The following is a 19630-nucleotide window of genomic DNA, read 5'->3' on the forward strand; positions in this document are numbered from 1 at the left end:
TGCCTTATTGCGCTTAATCAATGTGTACAACTTTTGGCTTATAAACGCTCAAAAATCTTGTCTAGCTTTTCTTTAAGCGTAGCTGCAGTAAATGGTTTAACAATATATCCATTCACACCAGCTTGTGCGGCTTCAATAATCTGCTCTCGCTTTGCTTCCGCAGTGATCATTAACACAGGCAAATGCTTGAGTTCATCATCAGCTCGGATATTCTTGAGTAAGTCGATTCCTTGCATGCCAGGCATATTCCAGTCTGTTACAACAAACTCAAATTCGCCCTTTTTTAACATTGGCAACGCTGTAAGACCATCATCTGCTTCTTGAGTGTTATTAAACCCCAAGTCACGTAATAGGTTTTTAACGATACGACGCATTGTTGAAAAGTCATCAACAATAAGGATCTTCATATTTTTATTCAAAATTGCCTCCACTGAGTTTGATATCAGTGATTGTTATTCATGTTCCGTCCAAGCACTTAACTTTGTACGTAGACGCTGCATTGATTGGCTTAGTATTTGGCTAACACGTGATTCGCTTACACCAATGACTTCACCAATTTCTTTTAAGTTTAACTCTTCATCATAATAGAGCGAAAGTACTAAGGCTTCACGCTCTGGTAACGATTTTATTGATTCAATGAGTGCTTTTCTAAAAAACTCATCGGCAACACCGCTAAATGGCGTATTTTTATCTTCTTCTACTGGAGAAATGGCATCATCTGAAATACCCAAATCTTCAATACCAACTAGACGAGAACAATTTATGTCTGTTAATGCAGTGTGGTACTGTTTTAGCGACATATCTAGGTGATTTGCAACTTCTGTGTCGGTTGGGTCTCTATTTAGTTCACTTTCTAACGCTGATATGGCCAATCCAATCTCTCGATTGTGCTTGTGAACCGAACGCGGAACCCAGTCTCCTCGTCGAATATCATCGAGCATTGATCCTCGAATTCGAATGCCTGCATAGGTTTCAAAGCTTGCGCCTTTAGTCCCGTCATAATTTTTCTGTGCTTCAAGCAGGCCAATCATCCCAGCTTGAATCAAATCATCAACTTGTACGCTAGGAGGAAGACGTCCTATGAGGTGGTGCGCTATGCGTTTAACCAATACAGAATACTTCTCCAAAAATAATTTTTGGCTATTTTGATTCGCGTATTGATCGTAAGTCAGCGCTTTATTCACTCAATGATTCCCCTAATATATCGGTCCGATTTAGTAAACGTTCTACGAAAAACTCCAAATGCCCACTAGGGGTTTTCGGGATCGGCCATGTCAATGCTTTATTCGCTAATGAACTGATGGCCAACGCGGCTGGAGAACGTGGGTACGCATCTACAACAATCTTTTGTCTTTTAACCGCTTGACGTACTTTATCATCTAATGGGATACATGCGACGAGTTCAATGCTGACATTTAAGAACCTCTCTGTGACCAAGGTCAACTTTGCGAATAATTCTCGCCCTTCTCGGTAGCTTCTGACCATATTTGCAACAATCTTGAAGCGTTGGACTTGATGCTCCGTACTTAACAGCTTAATCAGAGCATAAGCATCGGTTATTGAGGTTGGTTCATCACAAACCACGACAACCACATCTTGAGCAGCACGAGAAAAACTGACAACCATATCTGAAATACCCGCAGCGGTATCTATTAACAATATGTCCATTTCTTCTTCTAAGCTACCAAATGCACGAATTAATCCGACATGTTGTGCGTGAGATAGCTCTGTCATGCTTTGTGTGCCGGAGGTCGCGGGTATTATTTTAATTCCATGTGGCCCTTCAACAATCGTATCTCTTAGCTCACATTCACCCGCTAATACATGGCCTAAATTCTTTTTAGGCCGTATTCCGAGCATAATGTCGACGTTTGCTAAACCTAAGTCCGCATCGAGCACAGTCACTTTTTTACCTTGGCGCGCCATGCATATGGCTAGCCCCAAAGTTACGTTTGATTTGCCAACGCCCCCCTTACCACCCGTCACAGTAATGACTTTCGTCAATGACGGTTGCGTGAGTCTGCGTAGGCCACTTGCTTGGTCGTGAATCATTTTATCTGTCATATAGTTGCGCCGCCTAGAGCCCCTCTCCGGAGTCACTATTCCAGTAGTGAGGTTCATTGTCTGTCGACTTTTCAAGTAATTCGTTCGCTTTCGCTACCATGTATTTAGGCTGAGCGAGTACGATATCTTCTGGTACTCGCTGACCGTTTGCTATGTAAGCAACTGGTAACGCGTTTTGAACGATAACACTTAAAAATTCACCTAAGCTGAGTGATTCATCCAGCTTAGTCATGATGCAACCAGAGAGCGGTATTCTTCTAAAATGCTCTATGGTTTCTTGTAATACTTTTCGCTGAGCGGTAGCCGGCAATACAAGGTAGCTATGTATTACTTCGCCACTTTCCTGCATAAGGGTATCTAGCTGCTCAGAAAGCCTGACATCTCGCTGCCCCATACCCGCTGTATCGACCAAAATCAGACGACGATTTCTTAGCTGATATATTACATCGGCTAACTCATTGGAATCTTTAGCAACTCTTACTGGGCAACCCATAATTCGACCGTAGATCGATAATTGTTCATGTGCACCAATTCGGTAGGTATCTGTTGTCACTAATGCGACATTATCTGAACCATATTCCATTGCAGCACGAGCGGCCAATTTGGCAATCGTTGTTGTTTTTCCAACGCCGGTCGGGCCGAGAAGCGCAACAATGCCCCCACGTTTTAGGATGTCTGTTTTTGCAACGGGAATCTGATCCGCAACCAAACCGAGTAATGCTTTCCAAGCCTTCGGTGGCGCGGTATCTTCGGGAATGTAACAGGCCAATTGGTCCGCAAGCTCTAGCGATACGCCCATTCTCTCGAGTCGTTTAATCAGCATAGCCCGTAGTGGTTCACGTCGCTCAACTTCTTGCCACATTAGCCCTGAAACTTGGTGCTCTAAAAGTCGTCGAATAGACGTCATTTCTTCGCGCATCCCTTCCAATTCTTCGTTATCGGCCTTTGGGTCGTCTCGACGAGGTCTGTCATAACGAGTGGGATCAAGCTTGGGGGTGTTTCGTTCAGAACGTCTGTCTTGCGCGATCAATTTTGCGAGTGGCGATTCTGGATTAGACAGCATCCCGTTGGGGTGATTAGCATTGTTTGTACTGTTCGTATTGCTTGTATTGCTTGTATTGCTTGTATTCTTGGTACGGCGATCGGCTGCTTGTGAGCTTCTTTGACGCTTTAACAATGCAGTTAATGAATCTTCATTTTCAGAACGGTGCTCTTGCTCTGGCTCGCCATTGCTGTATTGCTTTAGCATATTGGCAAAGCGTTTTGTCATTGACTTTCCAGAATCGGCGCCCGATTGCAAGCTCACCTTGTCTTGCTCAAGTTCACGAGGGGTAGGCTGAGGCTTCGCAGTCGCCGCTTGCGTGTAATCATTACGTGGGCGAGAGTTGTAATTTTTGGTCGATTGATTACTGGCTTGATCGCCATCTACCGCGGCCACAATCTCCACACCACCGGCGACTTTTTTGTTGGACATGATCACCGCTTCCGCACCAAGTTCTTCTTTGACTTGAAGCAGTGCGGAGCGCATATCTTTGGCAAAAAATCGTTTAATCTTCAAAGTCTATGTCCATATCTGAATTGGAGTTGCGCATGACGTTAATTCCCGACCGCCTGCACAATTCGTATTTGTTTCTCATCTGGAATCTCTTGATAAGACAGCACCCTCAATGAAGGGATGGTGTTCTTAACAAATTTCGCTAGGGTTGAGCGCAGAACACCAGACGTCAATAATACCGCGGGTTCACCTTTCAATTCTTGTTCTTGAGTCGCTTGGCTTAAAGAGCTTTGTAGTCTTTCTGCTAATCCAGGCTCTATCCCTGCAGACTCTCCCCCTGAGGCTTGCATTGTCTGATGCAATATTTGTTCCAGCTCAGGAATTAAAGTAATCACCGGCAGCTCAGGCTCTATACCATTGATTTCTTGTACAATTAATCGTTTTAGTGAAATTCTGACCGCTGCAGTCAAAATGTCAGGTTCTTGACTCTTACTCGAATACTCGGACAAAGTTTGAACGATGGTCCTAATGTCGCGAATAGGGATAGCTTCATTGAGTAAGTTTTGTAAAACCTTAACGACTGTACCTAGCTGCAATTGATCGGGGACAAAGTTTTCAACCAGTTTCGGCGCACTTCGTGACAGCATTTCCATGAGATTCTGAACTTCTTCATGGCCAATCAGTTGTGAAGCATTATTGGTTAGCAGCTGACTCAAATGCGTCGCCAGTACTGTGGATGAATCCACAACCGTATAACCTAGCGCCTGAGCATGCTCACGCTGTTCTTCGCGAATCCACACGGCTTCTAAACCAAAAGCAGGGTCAATGGTGTGTTCACCTTCAATCATCCCATAAACTTGCCCAGGGTTAATCGCAAGCTCTTGATCTGGCCTAATTTCTGCTTCTCCGACCGCAACCCCCATTAGAGTAATTCGGTAACTGTTTGGGGTTAATTCTAGATTATCGCGGATATGGACAGCTGGAATAAGAAAACCGAAATCTTGAGATAGCTTTTTACGTACACCCTTGACGCGTTCAAGAAGCTCGCCCCCTTGATCACGGTCGACTAATGGAATCAATCGATACCCGACTTCTAATCCAATAATATCAACGGGCTGAACATCATCCCATGACAGCTCTTTGGGCGCAGAGGTTTCTTTTTCTGTTGTTGCTGGCAGTTTGGCGTCTTCTTTAGTTTTTTTCTGTTTACGTGTGATGAGGTAAGCACTTCCCCCTGCAATGGCTGCCAGTAATAGAAATGCAAAATGTGGCATTCCTGGTACTACTCCCATGACAGCTAAGATGCACGCGGTTATGGTCAGTGCCTTGGGGTTGTCAAACATTTGGAAGACGAGCTGTTGGCCCATGTCTTCGTCTGTGTTTTGACGTGTTACCATCATAGCCGCACCAATAGACAGCAACAGAGACGGTATCTGTGCTACCAGGCCATCACCAATAGTCAATAGCGTGTATATTTCTATTGCTTGGGAAAAACTCAGATCATACTGCACCATACCTATCGACAATCCACCGATGATATTGATGAATAGGATCAAAATACCAGCGATGGCGTCCCCTTTCACAAACTTTGAAGCACCATCCATTGAGCCATAGAAATCGGCTTCTTTAGTCACTTCAAAACGGCGTAATCGAGCTTGGTCTTGGTCAATCAACCCTGCATTCAGGTCTGCATCAATTGCCATTTGTTTACCTGGCAAAGCATCGAGTGTAAAGCGAGCGCTTACCTCCGATATACGACCTGCACCTTTTGTTACAACCATAAAGTTGATGATCATCAAGATCAGGAAGACAACCAAGCCGACAGCGTAGTTTCCGCCAATCACAACGTTACCAAACGCTTCGATCACTTTACCAGCCGAACCCGGCCCTTCATGACCATACAATAAAACGACACGTGTTGACGCTACATTGAGTGCTAGACGCAGCAATGTAGCGATAAGGAGGACGGTAGGAAAGGCAGCGAAATCTAATGGCCTACGGGTGTAAACTGTAACGAGTAAAACCACCATCGACAATGCGATGTTAAACGTAAATGACAAATCGAGAATAAACGCCGGAATCGGCAATACGATCATGCCCAACGTTGCTAACACCATTATCGGTGCACCTATCGCTGGTAGGCTACGTTGAGGAATGGCTGGGAGTTTATCCGCGAACGGTAGAGTAAATTTCATAGAATCGCTAGTAGCCCAAATTGAAAAACTGGCTTGATTTTAATAAGTTCAGTCGTGATGCAAGATTTAGTCCATTGAACACGTCAAAATTATGACTTAACTTTTTATTGTCATTATAGGCCCAGAACACGTTAACACGAGAGTTACAGGCCATTTGGTCATCACTCTAGATACGTTTAACGATGGATATTCCAGAGCAATTTTCCGTTTTGTTTCGATTCATTAAACTCAATGCAAGCGAGCCCTGAGGTCGGGAACATAGGAGGCGCAATGTCGGTTGCAAATTCAGCGGTTAAGTAGCTCACGAGGGGTAAGTGAGAAACCAATAAAATCGACTCTATATTCTCGGCCCCGATTAACGCATTGACATAGTCAAAGACCTGATCTGATTGACCATAAGGAGTTATATCATCACAGGTTTCAACATGCGGACTCGAAAACTCTGAGCTTATGGCCTGCCATGTTTCCTGCGCTCTTAAGTATGGGCTAACCAATACTTTGTCGAATTGAGAAAAGCCCTTCTCACAGCACGCTTTCGCAACATTGATTGATGCAGAGCGCCCACCAGCGGTAAGCGCTCTCTCTGCATCCGATGCGGCAAAGTGCTCCGCTTCGCCGTGGCGCATAATAAAAACTTTCATTTTAAGCTTCCTAACAATTTTTTTGGGCTAACCGATAACACGTTAATGGCAGTCTGTTGCTGCTCTATTCGTGCCCGTGAATTATGGATAATTATATCAAGTGCATTGCCAAACACTCTGCTTTTTCTAACAATCTATTGAAATCCGAGACTTAAGTAACGTTTATAGTGACTTCTCGTTGCTCTAAGTTTGCAGGAGGCGATTTCAAGGCTCATACTTAATGCAATTTATTACCATTTTAATATTTACGTCCCTCGAAACGGAGTTTCATCGTGCATTTAAGCCCAAATGATACCAATACTTATCGCTATATTACATTGTCTAATGGGTTAAGAACTCTGCTTGTCCACGATCGCAATGCTCAGAAGTCAGCGGCAGCGTTAGCGGTTCAAGTTGGGCACTTTGATGACCCTGATAATCGTGAAGGCTTGGCGCATTTTCTCGAGCATATGCTATTTTTGGGCACAGAGAAATACCCTAAGATTGGTGAGTTTCAAAGCTATATCAATCAACACGGTGGAAGCAACAACGCATGGACGGGAACTGAACATACCTGCTTTTTTTTCGACGTCGCGACCAAAGTGTTCGAGCAATCACTTGATAGGTTCAGTCAGTTCTTTACTCACCCTCTCTTTAATCAAGAAGCCCTCGATAAAGAGCGGGAAGCGGTTGATTCTGAATATAAGCTTAAACTGCAAGATGACGCTCGACGGCTTTACCAGGTGCACAAAGAAACGGTGAACCCACTGCACCCATTTTCTAAGTTTTCAGTCGGAAATATCGACACGCTAAGCGATAAAGAAAGTGCCTCTATCCGGGATGAGATTATTGCCTTCTACCAAGATCATTATTCCGCGGATCTTATGACGCTAACGATGGTGGGAAGCCAATCTCTCGAAGACCTTGAATCATTGGCCCGTGATAAGTTTTCAGCGGTCACGAACAATCATCTGCAAGGAAAACAAATCTCTATACCTTATGTCGGTGACAACAGCACGGGCATCTGGGTGCAAGTTGAGCCGGTAAAAGAACTTAGAAAACTGACCATCGCCTTCCCTTTGGATAGTATTGATCAGTATTACCAATCTAAGCCATTGTCTTATTTAGCGCACCTGCTCGGGTATGAAGGTGAAGGCAGCTTAATGTTGTCACTCAAAGAGCAAGGCTTAATTACCTCACTATCGGCAGGTGGAGGAGTGAGCGGTAATAATTATCGAGAATTCACGATCAGCTGTACATTAACACCCGATGGGCTAAGCAACACCGACCTTATTGTTCAATCTATTTTCCACTCAATTCGTATGATTGAAAACGATGGCTTTGCTGAATGGCGATACAAAGAGAAACAAGCGGTGTTAGAGTCAGCGTTTCGTTTTCAAGAGCCGACGACACCTCTCGATCTAGCCAGTCACCTTGTTATCAACATGCAACATTACGACGAGCAAGATGTTGTTTACGGTGACTACATGATGAATCACTACGATGAGCCTCTGATCCGTTCGTTTCTGGCGAAGTTCACTGCCGAGAATGCGCGTATCACCATTGTTGCCAAAGGAGGGGAATACAACAAAGTTGCAAAGTGGTATCACACCCCTTATTCGGTCAGCACCATAAGCCAAGCGCAGTACAAACTTTATCGTACTCCCTTGCAGAATTGCACTTTGACATTACCTCCAAAAAACACCTTTATTTGCTACGATTTGGATCCCCAACCCGTCGAGGCAGAAAGTGATACCCCTGAGGTAATTGAGCAGCTAGAAGGCTTTACGTTGTGGCACCTACAAGACAGCCAATTTAGAGTCCCTAAAGGGGTCATTTATGTCGCTATCGATAGCCCTCATTCGGTTTCATCTACACGAAACATAGTGAAAACGCGTCTCTGCGTAGAAATGTTTTTGGATACCTTGATGAAAGAAACTTATCAGGCAGAGATAGCAGGGATGAGCTACAACCTCTACTCCCATCAAGGTGGTGTGACGTTATCTATATCTGGCTTTAGTCAAAAACAGGCAGATTTGCTGGGCATGATTCTTTCCCAATTTGCCGACAGGAAATTTAATCCGGATCGCTTTGAATCAATCAAACAACAGCTCTTACGAAATTGGCGGAATGCTTCGCAAGACAGGCCCATTTCCCAACTTTTCAACGCTATCACGGGTATTTTACAACCTAATAATCCACCCTATTCAGCGCTCATCGAAGCCATTGAAACCATCGAGGTCGATGAACTGGCAAAATTTGTTGACGATATTTTGAGTGAATTGCATGTCGAAATGTTTGTCTATGGCGATTGGACCCGACCTGCGGCTCTCAAACTGGCGGACACATTGAAAAATGCGTTACGTGTCAGTAATCAATCTTATGAAGAGTCATTGCGACCACTCGTCATGCTTGGAAAAAATGGTACCTTTCAAAAAGAGGTCACATGCAATCAAGATGATTCTGCTGTCGTTGTTTACTACCAATGTGAAAACACACATGCCAAGAGTATTGCTCTGTATTCACTGGCTAACCACCTTATGTCTGCAACATTCTTTCATGAGATTCGAACAAAGCAACAGCTTGGCTACATGGTAGGCACTGGAAACATGCCGCTTAATCGCCATCCAGGCATTGTTCTGTATGTGCAATCCCCCAATGCTGCCCCCATTGATTTAATCAGTTCAATTGACGAATTTCTCAATGCTTTTTATATGGTGCTGCTTGAACTCAATGAATATCAATGGCACAGCAGTAAACGAGGCCTTTGGAATCAAATATCAACACCCGACTCAACCCTTCGCGGGCGAGCACAACGGCTTTGGGTATCGATCGGCAATAAAGATACCGACTTCAACCAAAGAGAAACCGTGCTTCAAGAACTTAAAGAATTAACGCGAAGTGATATGATCCGTTTCGTTGTTAATGAGCTAAAACCTCGAACGGCTAACCGACTCATCATGCACACCCAAGGCAATGCGCATCATGAAGAGGACGCTCTGGATCTTGGACAGGAAATTGGGTCTATCAGTGAGTTTCAATTAAGACCAAGAGATTGCAATTTGGGTTAAGCCTGTTCGGACTCAACAATCTTTTTCAAAGAGTGGGGGTGAAGTTTGATACACACCCCTTTCCATTTAAACGCAACCGTAGGGTTATTCAACCTTTCCCCTTCACCTTTAGGGCTTGATAGTTTGATGCTGACTCCGCTCTCTTCCAGTTGATGATATTTGGCCTTAAATTCAGGGAATTGGTGTTTTAGATCCGCTAAATAGGTATCGGCACTCACTGCATCACTCGCTACAACGAATTCGACGTGCTCCCACGTTTGTTCTGGATACACTTTACCCTCGGCAGGATAAGGTAACTCCAAACATTCAATTGACCAATCCAATGCTCTCAATGGCGCATGAAACTCGATAACAATGATCGGCCTGCCATTGATCGAGGCTTGCGATAGCACCTTCCCTTCTTTTTGCCATTCAGCATGCGCTGTTCTTGCTAGCTCTGGGTCATTGATTCGCATGGCAATGTGATCCGCTTGATGTTGAGTCAGATCCAGTCGCAAAATAGAACCCAACTGGGTAATTTTCTGCATAAACTCTTCAAGTTTCGCTTTCATTTGAATAGGCGCTAAGTTCGCTTCGGTAAGGCATGAGGACATTGTAAGGGTTCCAAAACATTGATTTCGCCATAATACTATCAATAAGGCGGTTAAAAGTGGACAAATTCCCCGTTAACTCTCTATATGATTGCCTATAAAGTTGCTATTATGAGCGCCAATTACAGAACAATAGAAGTTACGCGTTTAAGCTCAATGCCCGAACTGACAGTCCGAACCGATCGCCAGAACTTAAATGCCTAATTTTGCAATTCCAATGAATTGAAGGAAACCCGTGTGAATATCCAAGCACTTATTAATGACAAAGTATCTCAGGCTCTAGAAGCCGCTGGCGCACCTGCAGGCTCTCCTGCTGCTGTTCGCCAATCTGCAAAACCACAATTTGGTGACTACCAAGCAAACGGCGTTATGGGCGTTGCTAAACGACTAGGCACTAACCCACGAGAATTTGCTCAAAAAGTATTGGATGTTCTAAACCTAGACGGTATCGCTTCTAAAGTTGAAATCGCAGGTCCAGGTTTCCTAAACATCTTCCTGGATGCAGCCTTCCTTGCAAAACAAGCAGACGCAGCGTTGGCTGATTCTCGCCTTGGTGTTGCAGTCGCAGAAACACAAACCATTGTTGCTGACTATTCTGCGCCAAACGTTGCGAAAGAAATGCACGTTGGCCACCTTCGTTCAACTATCATCGGTGATGCGGTTGTTCGTACTCTTGAGTTCTTAGGTCACAACGTTATTCGTGCTAACCACATCGGCGATTGGGGGACTCAATTTGGTATGCTTATCGCAAACCTTGAGCGCGTTCAGGCTGAGTCTGGCGAAGTTTCAATGGAGCTTGCTGACCTTGAAGGCTTCTACCGCGAATCTAAAAAGCTTTACGATGAATACGAAGAGTTCGCAGTTAAAGCTCGTGGCTACGTTGTTAAGCTGCAAAGCGGTGATGAGTTCTGCGCAGAGATGTGGAAGAAGTTGGTTGACGTAACAATGATTCAAAACCAGCGCAACTACGACCGTCTAAACGTGTCTCTAACACGTGATGACGTAATGGGCGAAAGCATGTACAACAGCATGCTACCGACTATCGTTGCAGACCTAAAAGAGCAAGGTCTTGCTAAAGAAGATGACGGCGCACAGGTTGTATTCCTAGACGAATACAAAAACAAAGACGGCGACCCAATGGGCGTTATCATCCAGAAGCGTGATGGCGGTTTCCTTTACACAACCACCGATATTGCTTGTGCGAAATACCGTTATGAAACATTGGGCGCGGATCGTGTACTTTACTTCATCGACTCGCGTCAACACCAACACCTAATGCAAGCTTGGACTATCGTTCGTAAAGCTGGTTACATTCCAGAATCAGTGTCTCTTGAACACCACGCGTTCGGCATGATGCTAGGTAAAGATGGTAAGCCATTCAAAACTCGTGCTGGCGGTACGGTTCGTCTTGCTGATCTTCTTGATGAAGCCGAGGTTCGTGCAGCGAAGCTCATTGAATCTAAGAATCCAACGCTAGCAGAAGACGAGAAGAAAGCCATCGCAAACACAGTAGCAATGGCCGCGGTTAAGTACGCAGACCTTTCTAAGCACCGTACTACAGACTACGTGTTCGATTGGGACAACATGCTTGCGTTTGAAGGCAACACTGCACCGTACATGCAATACGCTTACACTCGTGTTGCTTCGGTATTTGCTAAAGCTGGCGTTTCTATGGACTCTCTTGAAGGTGAAATCAAAATCACTGAAGAGAAAGAGAAAGCCCTTATCGCGAAACTTCTACAATTTGAAGAAGCGGTACAGTCTGTTGCTCGCGAAGGTCAGCCGCACATCATGTGTAGCTACCTGTTCGAACTTGCGGGTCAATTCTCTAGCTTCTACGAAGCATGCCCTATCCTTGTGGCTGAAGACGAGACAGTTAAGCAAAGCCGTCTGAAGCTTGCTGCACTCACTGCGAAGACTATCAAGCAAGGTCTATCGCTTCTAGGTATCGATACTCTAGAGCGCATGTAATTCCCTTCGGGTTACAATGAATAAATACAAAGGTTGATGTGAGAGCATCAACCTTTTGTTTTATCTAACGTATACTGAATTCAAGAAATCGAAATGGATAATAATAATGAGCTTTGAACTTCACCCACAACTTGCGAAAGACACCACGCTTATCGGCGAATTTCCACTGAGCTTCGCACTCCTTCACAAAGACAGTGCTGTGCCTTGGGTTATCTTGGTACCAAAACGTGCCAACCTCAAAGAGTTGCACCACTTACCAATGAAAGAGCAACAGCAGTTCCTACATGAATCTCAGGCGGTCAGCCAAGCACTTGAAGCCACGTTCCAACCAGACAAATTGAACCTTGGCGCACTGGGTAACATGGTGCCACAACTGCACATCCACCATATTGCACGCTTCAAAGACGACATTGCTTGGCCTGGCCCAGTATGGGGAAATACAAAAGGCGAACAGCGCAGTGAAGAAGATCAAGCCGCTATCCTGACTCGTATTCAAAACGTTTTATCGCTTAGTTCTATTTTCAAGAAAGCATAATTCGACTTCATCTCATTGAGCTTTAAAGAAAAATACTTCAGAAAAGACACATAACAAAAAGCCGCTTATCTTAGATAAGCGGCTTTGTAATTTTCTAATCTCGCCTTTTTCAACGAGAGTCTGAAGATCTGAACTACATCATCACGTTAAGCGACAAACCATCTTGTTTGCTGATGGTGTAGCGAATACGCGTTGTATGACCATGCATATTCGTATCGACCAAGCGAGAAACTTTCCCTTTCTTGACCCACACACTCAGCATCGCATCGACGCCATCTTCACTCATTCCAAACTTTGCAGCGAGCTCTTTACGAGCCGCAACCCCTTGGCTATCAATGTATTGATGAAGTTCAGTTAAAATCATACGACTTGCACCTCTAGGGCTTTCTGCTTACTGCCCACTTTCTTGAAGACACGATACGTCAACACAAAACCACCAGCAATCGCCACCATCCATACTGCACTTGTCACTGGATGGGCAGCAAAGTTTGCTGCTTGGTAGTAGAAGGTCGCGCCAAAGTAGCCAAGCGCCATCGTCCAAACCGCGATGAAGCGTGCAAACATCTGACCAAATTCACGAACGTAAGCACCCATCGCTGCCACACAAGGCGTGTAAAGCAGGATAAGAATCAAGTAAGCGAACGCCGCATGACCAGATACAAACTTGTCTTTCAAGTTGCCAAAGATAGAGGTATCCACTTCTTGCTCTTCTGCAACCGCCCCTGAATCGCTTAAGTCACCAACCTCAATACCTAAAGGATCCGAATAACTCAAACCGGCTAGGTTTTCAGGGATGGTCATTACCGCTTCTTGCAAGCTTGCTGTTAGGTCAAACTCAGCCGCCTCTTCGTCAGAAGGCGTTGTGTATAGGCTGTTTAGCGTACCAACAACGGCTTCTTTAGCGAAAATACCCGTAATGATACCAACCGTTGCAGGCCAGTTCTCTTCAGTAATGCCAATCGGTTGGAACACAGGAGTGACAACCTGAGCTGCTTTAGACAGTACTGAATTTTCGCTGTCTTCGTTACCAAAGCTACCGTCCATACCTAGTGAATTTAGGAAGCTAAGAATGGCCACAACCATCACGATGGTTTTACCTGCGCCAAGTACGAAACGCTTCAGCTTCTGCCAAGTTTTCAGCATTACGTTTTGCACTGTTGGCAATTCGTAATCTGGCATTTCCATCACTAAGCTATCACTGCTACCCGGGTAGATCGTGTTTTTCAGGAACAGACCCGTAAATACAGAAGCAACGATACCCAGAATATACAAAGCAAATACTACGTTTTGGCCAGCGCCAGGGAAGAATGCCGCTGCGAACAGTGCGTATACCGGCAAACGAGCACCACATGACATAAACGGCGCCATTGATGCTGCCAATTTACGTTCACGCTCTTGGTCTAGAGTACGCGTAGCCATGATAGAAGGTACGTTACAACCGAAACCAAGTACCAGTGGGACAAACGCTTTGCCTGGCAAGCCAATTTTTTGCATCACTTTATCGAGTACAAATGCCGCACGAGCCATGTAACCCGAGCTTTCTAGTATCGCTAAGAACAGGTAAAGCGCAGCGATAACAGGTATAAAGGTCGCAACCGTTTGAATACCGCCACCGATACCATCAGCGAGTATGGTGACTAACCAAACGGGTAAGTGATCATCTAATAAGTAATGCCCACCATCAACCAGTATTGCACCAACACTAATATCAAAAAAGTCGATGAACGCACTACCGATGTTGATGGAGAACATAAACATCAGGTACATGATGACAAAGAAGAAAGGAATACCAACCCATTTGTTCAAAATGAATTGGTCTGCTTTCTCGGTAAAGCTGCGGCTAAATTTACCTTCTGTTTTGCGAACGTTTTTACATAGTTCATGCAAGTAAGTGTACTTTGTATCTGCGACCAACAAGTCGATATCTATATTGCAGGTTGTTTGTAGCTGAGTGACCGTGTTTCTGTCATCACGACTCATTGTATTAAGTACCAAGCGATCATTTTCTAATGCTCGAATGGCCAATGCCCGGCGAGTCACCGTTTTGTCCGAGAAGATCGGTTCGATTTGTTTAATGCACTGCTCAAAATCACTGTTATAGGTAAGGCCTAACTCACGAGGCGGGATACCTTGAACAATCCGCTTATGTAGGCTTTTTTTAAAGGCACTGACTTTTGATTTATCGGTGGCCGATAGCTCTATGACGGGGCACCCTATCGCTTTTTCTAATTTTTTGGCATCAATGTGCTGCCTTTCTCTTTTTAGCGCATCTATTTTATTAAGAACAACAATCATTGGTCGTCCTAATTCTCTTAATTGAAGCGTCATATAAAGAGAACGTTCAAGGCATGTCGCATCAACGACATTGACAATGAGGTCAGCAGGGTGCGTTAACACCGCTCTTGACGCAATGGATTCGTCAATGCTGTTCGTATCGTTACCACTGTCTAGTGCATAAATTCCTGGTAAATCCGTCAAACCGAAATCTTCACCTGCATGAGAAAACGAGCCTGTCTTTTTTTCTACCGTGACGCCAACCCAATTGCCCACTTGTTGCTTGGCACCGGTGAGTGCATTGAATAGCGTGGTTTTACCGCTGTTTGGGTTTCCCACCGTCAATATCTGGTAACTCATTCGCTGATCTCCACTGTAATTTGAGCAGCGATGTTATGCCTGAGTGCTAACGACACACCTCTTACATCCACCTGTAGCGGATCACCTAACGGGGCCCGTCGGATCAGTGTTACTGGCGTTTTGGGAAGCACCCCCATCACCATGAGTTTTTTTCGAGTGTCTAGAGGCATAGAGTCAAAAGATTTTATGACTGCGCTCTCACCTTGTTTTAATTCAGATAACTTCATATTCGCGCCACATCAATGCTAATGAGAAGGATTTCTATTAACAATGGCGATTGTAGAGGTAATTGATCGTGAAGATATTGTGTGAAATCAAACTTTCCAATAATGGTGATGTCAATTTCGTAAGTTATCTCTACGTCAAAAACGTTAATTTTATAACCTCACCTCTCAATCAATATACTCTATTTTTTAGAATTAACCTCACCCGTCAATTTAAACCAATAAAAACATACACTTAAACCCACCCGCCAATATGTCGGTTTTCTTACATTAGATTGTCGTTAATTTTATACGTGAAATAAGTGGTCTAATTTATAGTTATTCACGTCGAGAGGGTTTTCCTCTAAACAAATTCCAGAGGTGGTTTGGTTCCTACCATACCACTCCGGCAGCAAGCGAAGGTGTCATTGACACCCGTGGTATAGTCCCCCGGCTATGCCACGACATTTTTTTCTTAATACACTTCAAATCTCTACTTCTAGCTTAACCTCACTGCCTAGATACAAACCAACTAAATTAAAACCAATAATATATCGACTACTTATCGTCTTTATTCTACGTTCGAGTCTATCCGCCTTCATTGTTACCATTTTTTGGCGATAGCGTTGAATAAACAAAGATGTACTTAAAAATAAGAATGGATAGAGTAACTGAAGTATTAGGCGTGACTAGTGAAAACCCATGCATGAAAGTTCATTAAGAGTGTTCATGATATACCCGCGTTACGGAGAAAAGTGGCAGGCTATGCTTTCTTCAACCATAGTTAGGATGAGTTACCAGTAATACGTAACTATAACTTATTATTCTGAGGCAACTCGTTGCCCTCGATGAACTGTGTCGGTGAAACGCCGAAGTGATGCTTAAATCGTTGGCTAAAGTATGAAGCATCGTTATAACCACAATCAAAAGCGACGTCAGACACTTTATCTCCGGCTAATAATCTTTTGGCCGCTTTTTCTAGGCGGTATTCATTAAGGTACTCTTTAAAGGTTTTTCCATAGCTTGCTTTAAATCGCCTTTGCAGGCTTCTTTCTGAAATGAAAAGATGTTTGGCGGCGGCGGCTGTACCAAAATCGGCATTTTCATAGTGTTTACCAACCAAGCTCTCTATTTTATACATCCAATTTTGATCGACATTGCCCCCCCCTTCACGTTCATCTAATTCGCTTTCTTGGACGTCATTATGGTCAGGTGCTGCATTGGTTTCAGCAACGGGCCAAAAAATTTCTATCAAGTTACGCTCTTCAGAAACAAAATACGCAAGCTTGCCTCCACTTTCGGTAACAAGCGTAGGTAGGTTATGTACACTTAGGTCCAATGAAGTGACTTGTTCATATCCTTCTAGATCGGGAAACGTTCGACCGCTGTCGATCATTTTCAAGGTAGCGATACCATCAGCACTACTCACCTCAATCTGGACGTGTTGGTTTTTAAAACACCGCTCTAAAACACTATCAAGCAATGTATTGATCACGACATCTAAATTAAAGTTACTCAGTTCAACCCAAACGCTTTCCTCTGCACTGCTAAACTCGATACCTATGCCTGACTTTGTAAATTCTGACTGCCAACCGGATAACACCGTGGAGGTCACCAGGAATAAATCGAATACCTGCTTAGTACCACTGCCATTACTTTTTGCATCACGAAGAATTTCCAACTCCTTAGAAACCAATCTAATGATTTCTTGCGAGGATAGCCCCCTCTCTCTTTGATTGCTGCCTGCTGAATGGTTACGCGCTAGAGTGTTCAAATTGTCTTGCACTGATGTGATCACTTGATTGTAAATTAGATGCCTAACTTCCAACTGTTTCCTAAGTTGCTTGTTATTCGTGAGCAGAATGCGGCTTTGGTGGCGTAGTTGGTTGGTTTTTAGAGAGACTTTTGCTTTTAGCATTTTATTTGATGCTGACATCAGACGAGATCGCCAAAGCGACATTAAACCAACAAAAGTCATTGTCATTAAAACGCAAACGAAAATAGCCCAACCGCTAAGATACCAAGGCTCTAAGACAACAAACTCTTGCGACGTAAACTCACTGTCACCGCGAATAGAAGACGCTATTTTGAAATGCAATATATGTGAACCAGGCATTAAGTGATCGAAGGAGAGTTGGCGTCCTTCTAGTTTGAACCACTCCTTATCGTCATCCATACGATAATAAAGGTTATCGATATTACTTCGTGGGACAACACCCATTAAAAATCCGACAGAATCACCATAATTAATGGTAAAACGCTCCAACAGCTTAACGCCTAAACTTATCGGTTCTTGATTGACGCTTATCTGACTAAACAGGAGTTGGCCAGTTGGCAAAGGGTCGTTGAGCAGTGCTGTTTCACTGACTAGAATTAGACCTGTTGTTGTGCCCAGCAATAGATCATTGATACCATTGTTACTAGGGTCACATAGACTAGAAACAAATTCATTGTTTAACACGCCAAATGGCGCACCTATATGTTTGCTCAGCGTTCCATCACTGTCATAGAAGGACAAACCAGCGGTCGAGGTTAACCAGATTCCACTCTGGTTCTGAATAAGGCATTTAGGGCTGATATTTTGTTCCACCATAGGAATCGGGGAAATGTGTTCTTTTTTGTCCTCAACTCTAAATATCCCATAAGTAGAAGCCACCCAGATAGCCGTATCTATTTCCTTAATCGCAACAACATGACCGTATTGAGTACTGTCTTTAAAAAAGCGAACCTCACCATTTTGTAATTGGTAAAGGCCATGATCCGTACCGATGAATAATCCGGATAATTCTGTTGCTCTAAGCAGCGTCACGCTGGCTGGTTTAAATCGACTTACCATCCATAGATCACCGTGATCTTTAAAACGACTCGTATTCAAGTTATAAGACCAGAGGTTCGATCCTTTCACTCCCCACAAGTTGCCTTTTGAATCTAACTCTATCTGCTCTATAGTTTTGGATTTTATACTATTTGGTAATCCATCATCCGCAATGACTTTGCCTGTATTGATGTCAATACACACAATGCCTGACCGTGTTGCTACCAATAAGGTATCGCCGTATTGAACTAAATCGAACACTTCACTTTGATCATAGATTAACGTTCTGAAAGGTTTATCTTGCAAAGCCACAAGGTATAACGCTTTATCTGAGACCAACCAATGACCTTCACGATTTTCATTTTTGACAATTTTCTTGAGTGATTCCCCACCACTGTTATAGGTAAGCATGTACTTTGGAATTCGGCGAAACTTTTCACTGTAGAGTGAAAAGTAACGAATACCTTGTTCAGTCGCGATCCAAATCCCCTGACGAGTGTCATTGATAAGAGAATAGATTTTATTTCCCGCAAGATCGTACTTCGCGCTCACACCGCCTTCCAGCTGTTTGGTTTCACCGGTAGCGAAAGAATGAACAAATAATCCTACTTCCGTTCCAACCCAATATTCATTATCTGTCTCGGCGATAGAGAGAACATGGTGATCACTTATAAATCTTGGCGGCGCTTCTGGCTGAGTAATGTCGATAACAAGCGCCCCTCTTATTGAGCCAACCACTAATTCTCGCCTTGATGCTGAGAAGTACAATGTTTCTATATAGTGCTTGCCAGAAGAGGAAACATGAACAAGTTCAAACTTGTCAGATATGAACGCGCCAGAATTCGTCGCTAACACCCATTTAGAAAAAATGAATTGAGCATCATTGATATCAACTCGACTGGCATCACTTGATTGGTAAAGTTGCATCAAAGAGTAGGTATTGAAGTCGCCAGTATCAATGTGATACGTATAGAAATTACTATCATCGGCTACCCAGATATAGCGGTTAGATGTACCGATAGATCGTATATTGGTACCAGGCGTTAAGCTAAATACTAGCTCTCTTTGATGGTTAGGTTTTGAACGATAAACCTCGTTGTCGGCGAAAGACCAAAAGGATTGGTCTAAGTAAACCAGCTGTTCTGTGGTGAAGTCTAATGCTGAACCGCTACTTGGTAGGGTATTGTCACCATCGTAAAAAACAACACGCCCATGAACATCGTGGATCCAGATGCCACCTTGCTCACTTAAGAAGAGTTTTTTTGCTGCAATAACACGCCCTTCTGCCTGTGTCGACAAAGGGTAAAAAATTGAAGGCATGCTGTCTATCGCTATAGCCAATCTTGGTAGCGAAGAGAAGAAGATGAACAAACAAAAACGAAATAGCAAACTATACCCTTTCAGCATCAAAGTCAGTGTATTGCTACGCCATGAAAG

14 protein-coding genes are annotated in these 19630 nt (G+C 43.8%); 3 read left to right on the forward strand and 11 right to left on the reverse strand.

Annotated features, from left to right (window positions below; genetic code table 11):
• Window positions 1–38 precede the first annotated feature (38 nt).
• From cheY to sixA, 6 genes are all read right to left on the reverse strand, one after another.
• Window positions 39–407 carry a chemotaxis response regulator CheY gene (cheY, locus tag A1QO_RS15665; RefSeq protein WP_017036163.1) on the reverse strand — a complete coding sequence of 123 codons (369 nt, stop codon included), beginning with the start codon at window positions 405–407 and terminating at the stop codon, window positions 39–41.
• A gap of 45 nt (window positions 408–452) precedes the next feature.
• Complete coding sequence (locus A1QO_RS15670) at window positions 453–1184, reverse strand: RNA polymerase sigma factor FliA (RefSeq protein WP_017036164.1); 732 nt, start codon at window positions 1182–1184, stop codon at window positions 453–455.
• Window positions 1177–2064, reverse strand: a complete 888-nt coding sequence (locus A1QO_RS15675) for a MinD/ParA family protein (protein WP_017038067.1) — start codon at window positions 2062–2064, stop codon at window positions 1177–1179. Before A1QO_RS15675 ends, A1QO_RS15670 begins: the two co-directional genes overlap by 8 nt.
• A 13-nt stretch (window positions 2065–2077) precedes the next feature.
• The gene (flhF, locus tag A1QO_RS15680) at window positions 2078–3622 is read right to left on the reverse strand and encodes a flagellar biosynthesis protein FlhF (RefSeq protein WP_017040914.1); all 1545 of its coding nucleotides are present in this window, start codon (window positions 3620–3622) and stop codon (window positions 2078–2080) included.
• A 38-nt stretch (window positions 3623–3660) separates the two neighbouring features.
• On the reverse strand, window positions 3661–5754 hold the full coding sequence (flhA, locus tag A1QO_RS15685) for a flagellar biosynthesis protein FlhA (RefSeq protein ID WP_026026969.1): 2094 nt from the start codon (window positions 5752–5754) through the stop codon (window positions 3661–3663).
• 176 nt (window positions 5755–5930) lie between these two features.
• Window positions 5931–6395 (reverse strand): phosphohistidine phosphatase SixA, encoded by a 465-nt coding sequence (gene sixA / locus A1QO_RS15690; protein WP_017040399.1) that lies wholly within the window; start codon window positions 6393–6395, stop codon window positions 5931–5933.
• Between the two features lie 272 nt (window positions 6396–6667).
• Between sixA and A1QO_RS15695 the strand changes: the two genes are divergently transcribed.
• Window positions 6668–9445, forward strand: a complete 2778-nt coding sequence (locus A1QO_RS15695) for an insulinase family protein (RefSeq protein WP_017040400.1) — start codon at window positions 6668–6670, stop codon at window positions 9443–9445.
• Here A1QO_RS15695 and A1QO_RS15700 read toward each other — a convergent pair.
• Window positions 9442–10038: a VOC family protein gene (locus A1QO_RS15700; protein WP_017038063.1), complete on the reverse strand. Its 597-nt coding sequence runs from the start codon at window positions 10036–10038 to the stop codon at window positions 9442–9444. The two genes, A1QO_RS15695 and A1QO_RS15700, sit on opposite strands and share 4 nt — an antisense overlap.
• A 234-nt stretch (window positions 10039–10272) precedes the next feature.
• Here A1QO_RS15700 and argS point away from each other — a divergent pair, with 234 nt between their 5' ends.
• On the forward strand, window positions 10273–12006 hold the full coding sequence (argS, locus tag A1QO_RS15705) for an arginine--tRNA ligase (RefSeq protein ID WP_017040915.1): 1734 nt from the start codon (window positions 10273–10275) through the stop codon (window positions 12004–12006).
• Window positions 12007–12112: 106 nt separating this feature from the next.
• Entirely contained in the window at window positions 12113–12541 is a 429-nt protein-coding gene (locus A1QO_RS15710; RefSeq protein WP_017040761.1) for an HIT family protein, read from the forward strand.
• Window positions 12542–12674: 133 nt separating this feature from the next.
• Here A1QO_RS15710 and A1QO_RS15715 read toward each other — a convergent pair whose 3' ends face one another.
• The 4 genes from A1QO_RS15715 to A1QO_RS15730 all read right to left on the reverse strand — a co-directional run bounded on the left by A1QO_RS15715 (window position 12675) and on the right by A1QO_RS15730 (window position 19513).
• The gene (locus A1QO_RS15715; RefSeq protein ID WP_017035356.1) at window positions 12675–12905 is read right to left on the reverse strand and encodes a FeoC-like transcriptional regulator; all 231 of its coding nucleotides are present in this window, start codon (window positions 12903–12905) and stop codon (window positions 12675–12677) included.
• Window positions 12902–15175 (reverse strand): Fe(2+) transporter permease subunit FeoB, encoded by a 2274-nt coding sequence (feoB, locus tag A1QO_RS15720; protein WP_017040762.1) that lies wholly within the window; start codon window positions 15173–15175, stop codon window positions 12902–12904. Before feoB ends, A1QO_RS15715 begins: the two co-directional genes overlap by 4 nt.
• Entirely contained in the window at window positions 15172–15402 is a 231-nt protein-coding gene (locus tag A1QO_RS15725; RefSeq protein ID WP_017035354.1) for a FeoA family protein, read from the reverse strand. Before A1QO_RS15725 ends, feoB begins: the two co-directional genes overlap by 4 nt.
• 787 nt (window positions 15403–16189) lie before the next feature.
• Window positions 16190–19513, reverse strand: a complete 3324-nt coding sequence (locus A1QO_RS15730; RefSeq protein WP_017040266.1) for a helix-turn-helix domain-containing protein — start codon at window positions 19511–19513, stop codon at window positions 16190–16192.
• Window positions 19514–19630 lie beyond the last annotated feature (117 nt).

The organism is Vibrio genomosp. F10 str. ZF-129, from assembly GCF_000287055.2.
Classification (GTDB): Bacteria; Pseudomonadota; Gammaproteobacteria; order Enterobacterales; family Vibrionaceae; genus Vibrio.

Excerpts from the sequence above, each read along its gene's own strand:
- sixA (WP_017040399.1), bottom strand. The coding sequence starts at position 6,395 with ATGAAAGTTTTTATTATGCGCCACGGCGAAGCGGAGCACTTTGCCGCA.
- feoB (WP_017040762.1), bottom strand. The coding sequence starts at position 15,175 with ATGAGTTACCAGATATTGACGGTGGGAAACCCAAACAGCGGTAAAACC.
- A1QO_RS15730 (WP_017040266.1), bottom strand. The coding sequence starts at position 19,513 with ATGCCTTCAATTTTTTACCCTTTGTCGACACAGGCAGAAGGGCGTGTT.
- cheY (WP_017036163.1), bottom strand. The coding sequence starts at position 407 with ATGAAGATCCTTATTGTTGATGACTTTTCAACAATGCGTCGTATCGTT.
- A1QO_RS15725 (WP_017035354.1), bottom strand. The coding sequence starts at position 15,402 with ATGAAGTTATCTGAATTAAAACAAGGTGAGAGCGCAGTCATAAAATCT.
- A1QO_RS15675 (WP_017038067.1), bottom strand. The coding sequence starts at position 2,064 with ATGACAGATAAAATGATTCACGACCAAGCAAGTGGCCTACGCAGACTC.
- flhA (WP_026026969.1), bottom strand. The coding sequence starts at position 5,754 with ATGAAATTTACTCTACCGTTCGCGGATAAACTCCCAGCCATTCCTCAA.
- A1QO_RS15710 (WP_017040761.1), top strand. The coding sequence starts at position 12,113 with ATGAGCTTTGAACTTCACCCACAACTTGCGAAAGACACCACGCTTATC.
- A1QO_RS15700 (WP_017038063.1), bottom strand. The coding sequence starts at position 10,038 with ATGTCCTCATGCCTTACCGAAGCGAACTTAGCGCCTATTCAAATGAAA.
- A1QO_RS15715 (WP_017035356.1), bottom strand. The coding sequence starts at position 12,905 with ATGATTTTAACTGAACTTCATCAATACATTGATAGCCAAGGGGTTGCG.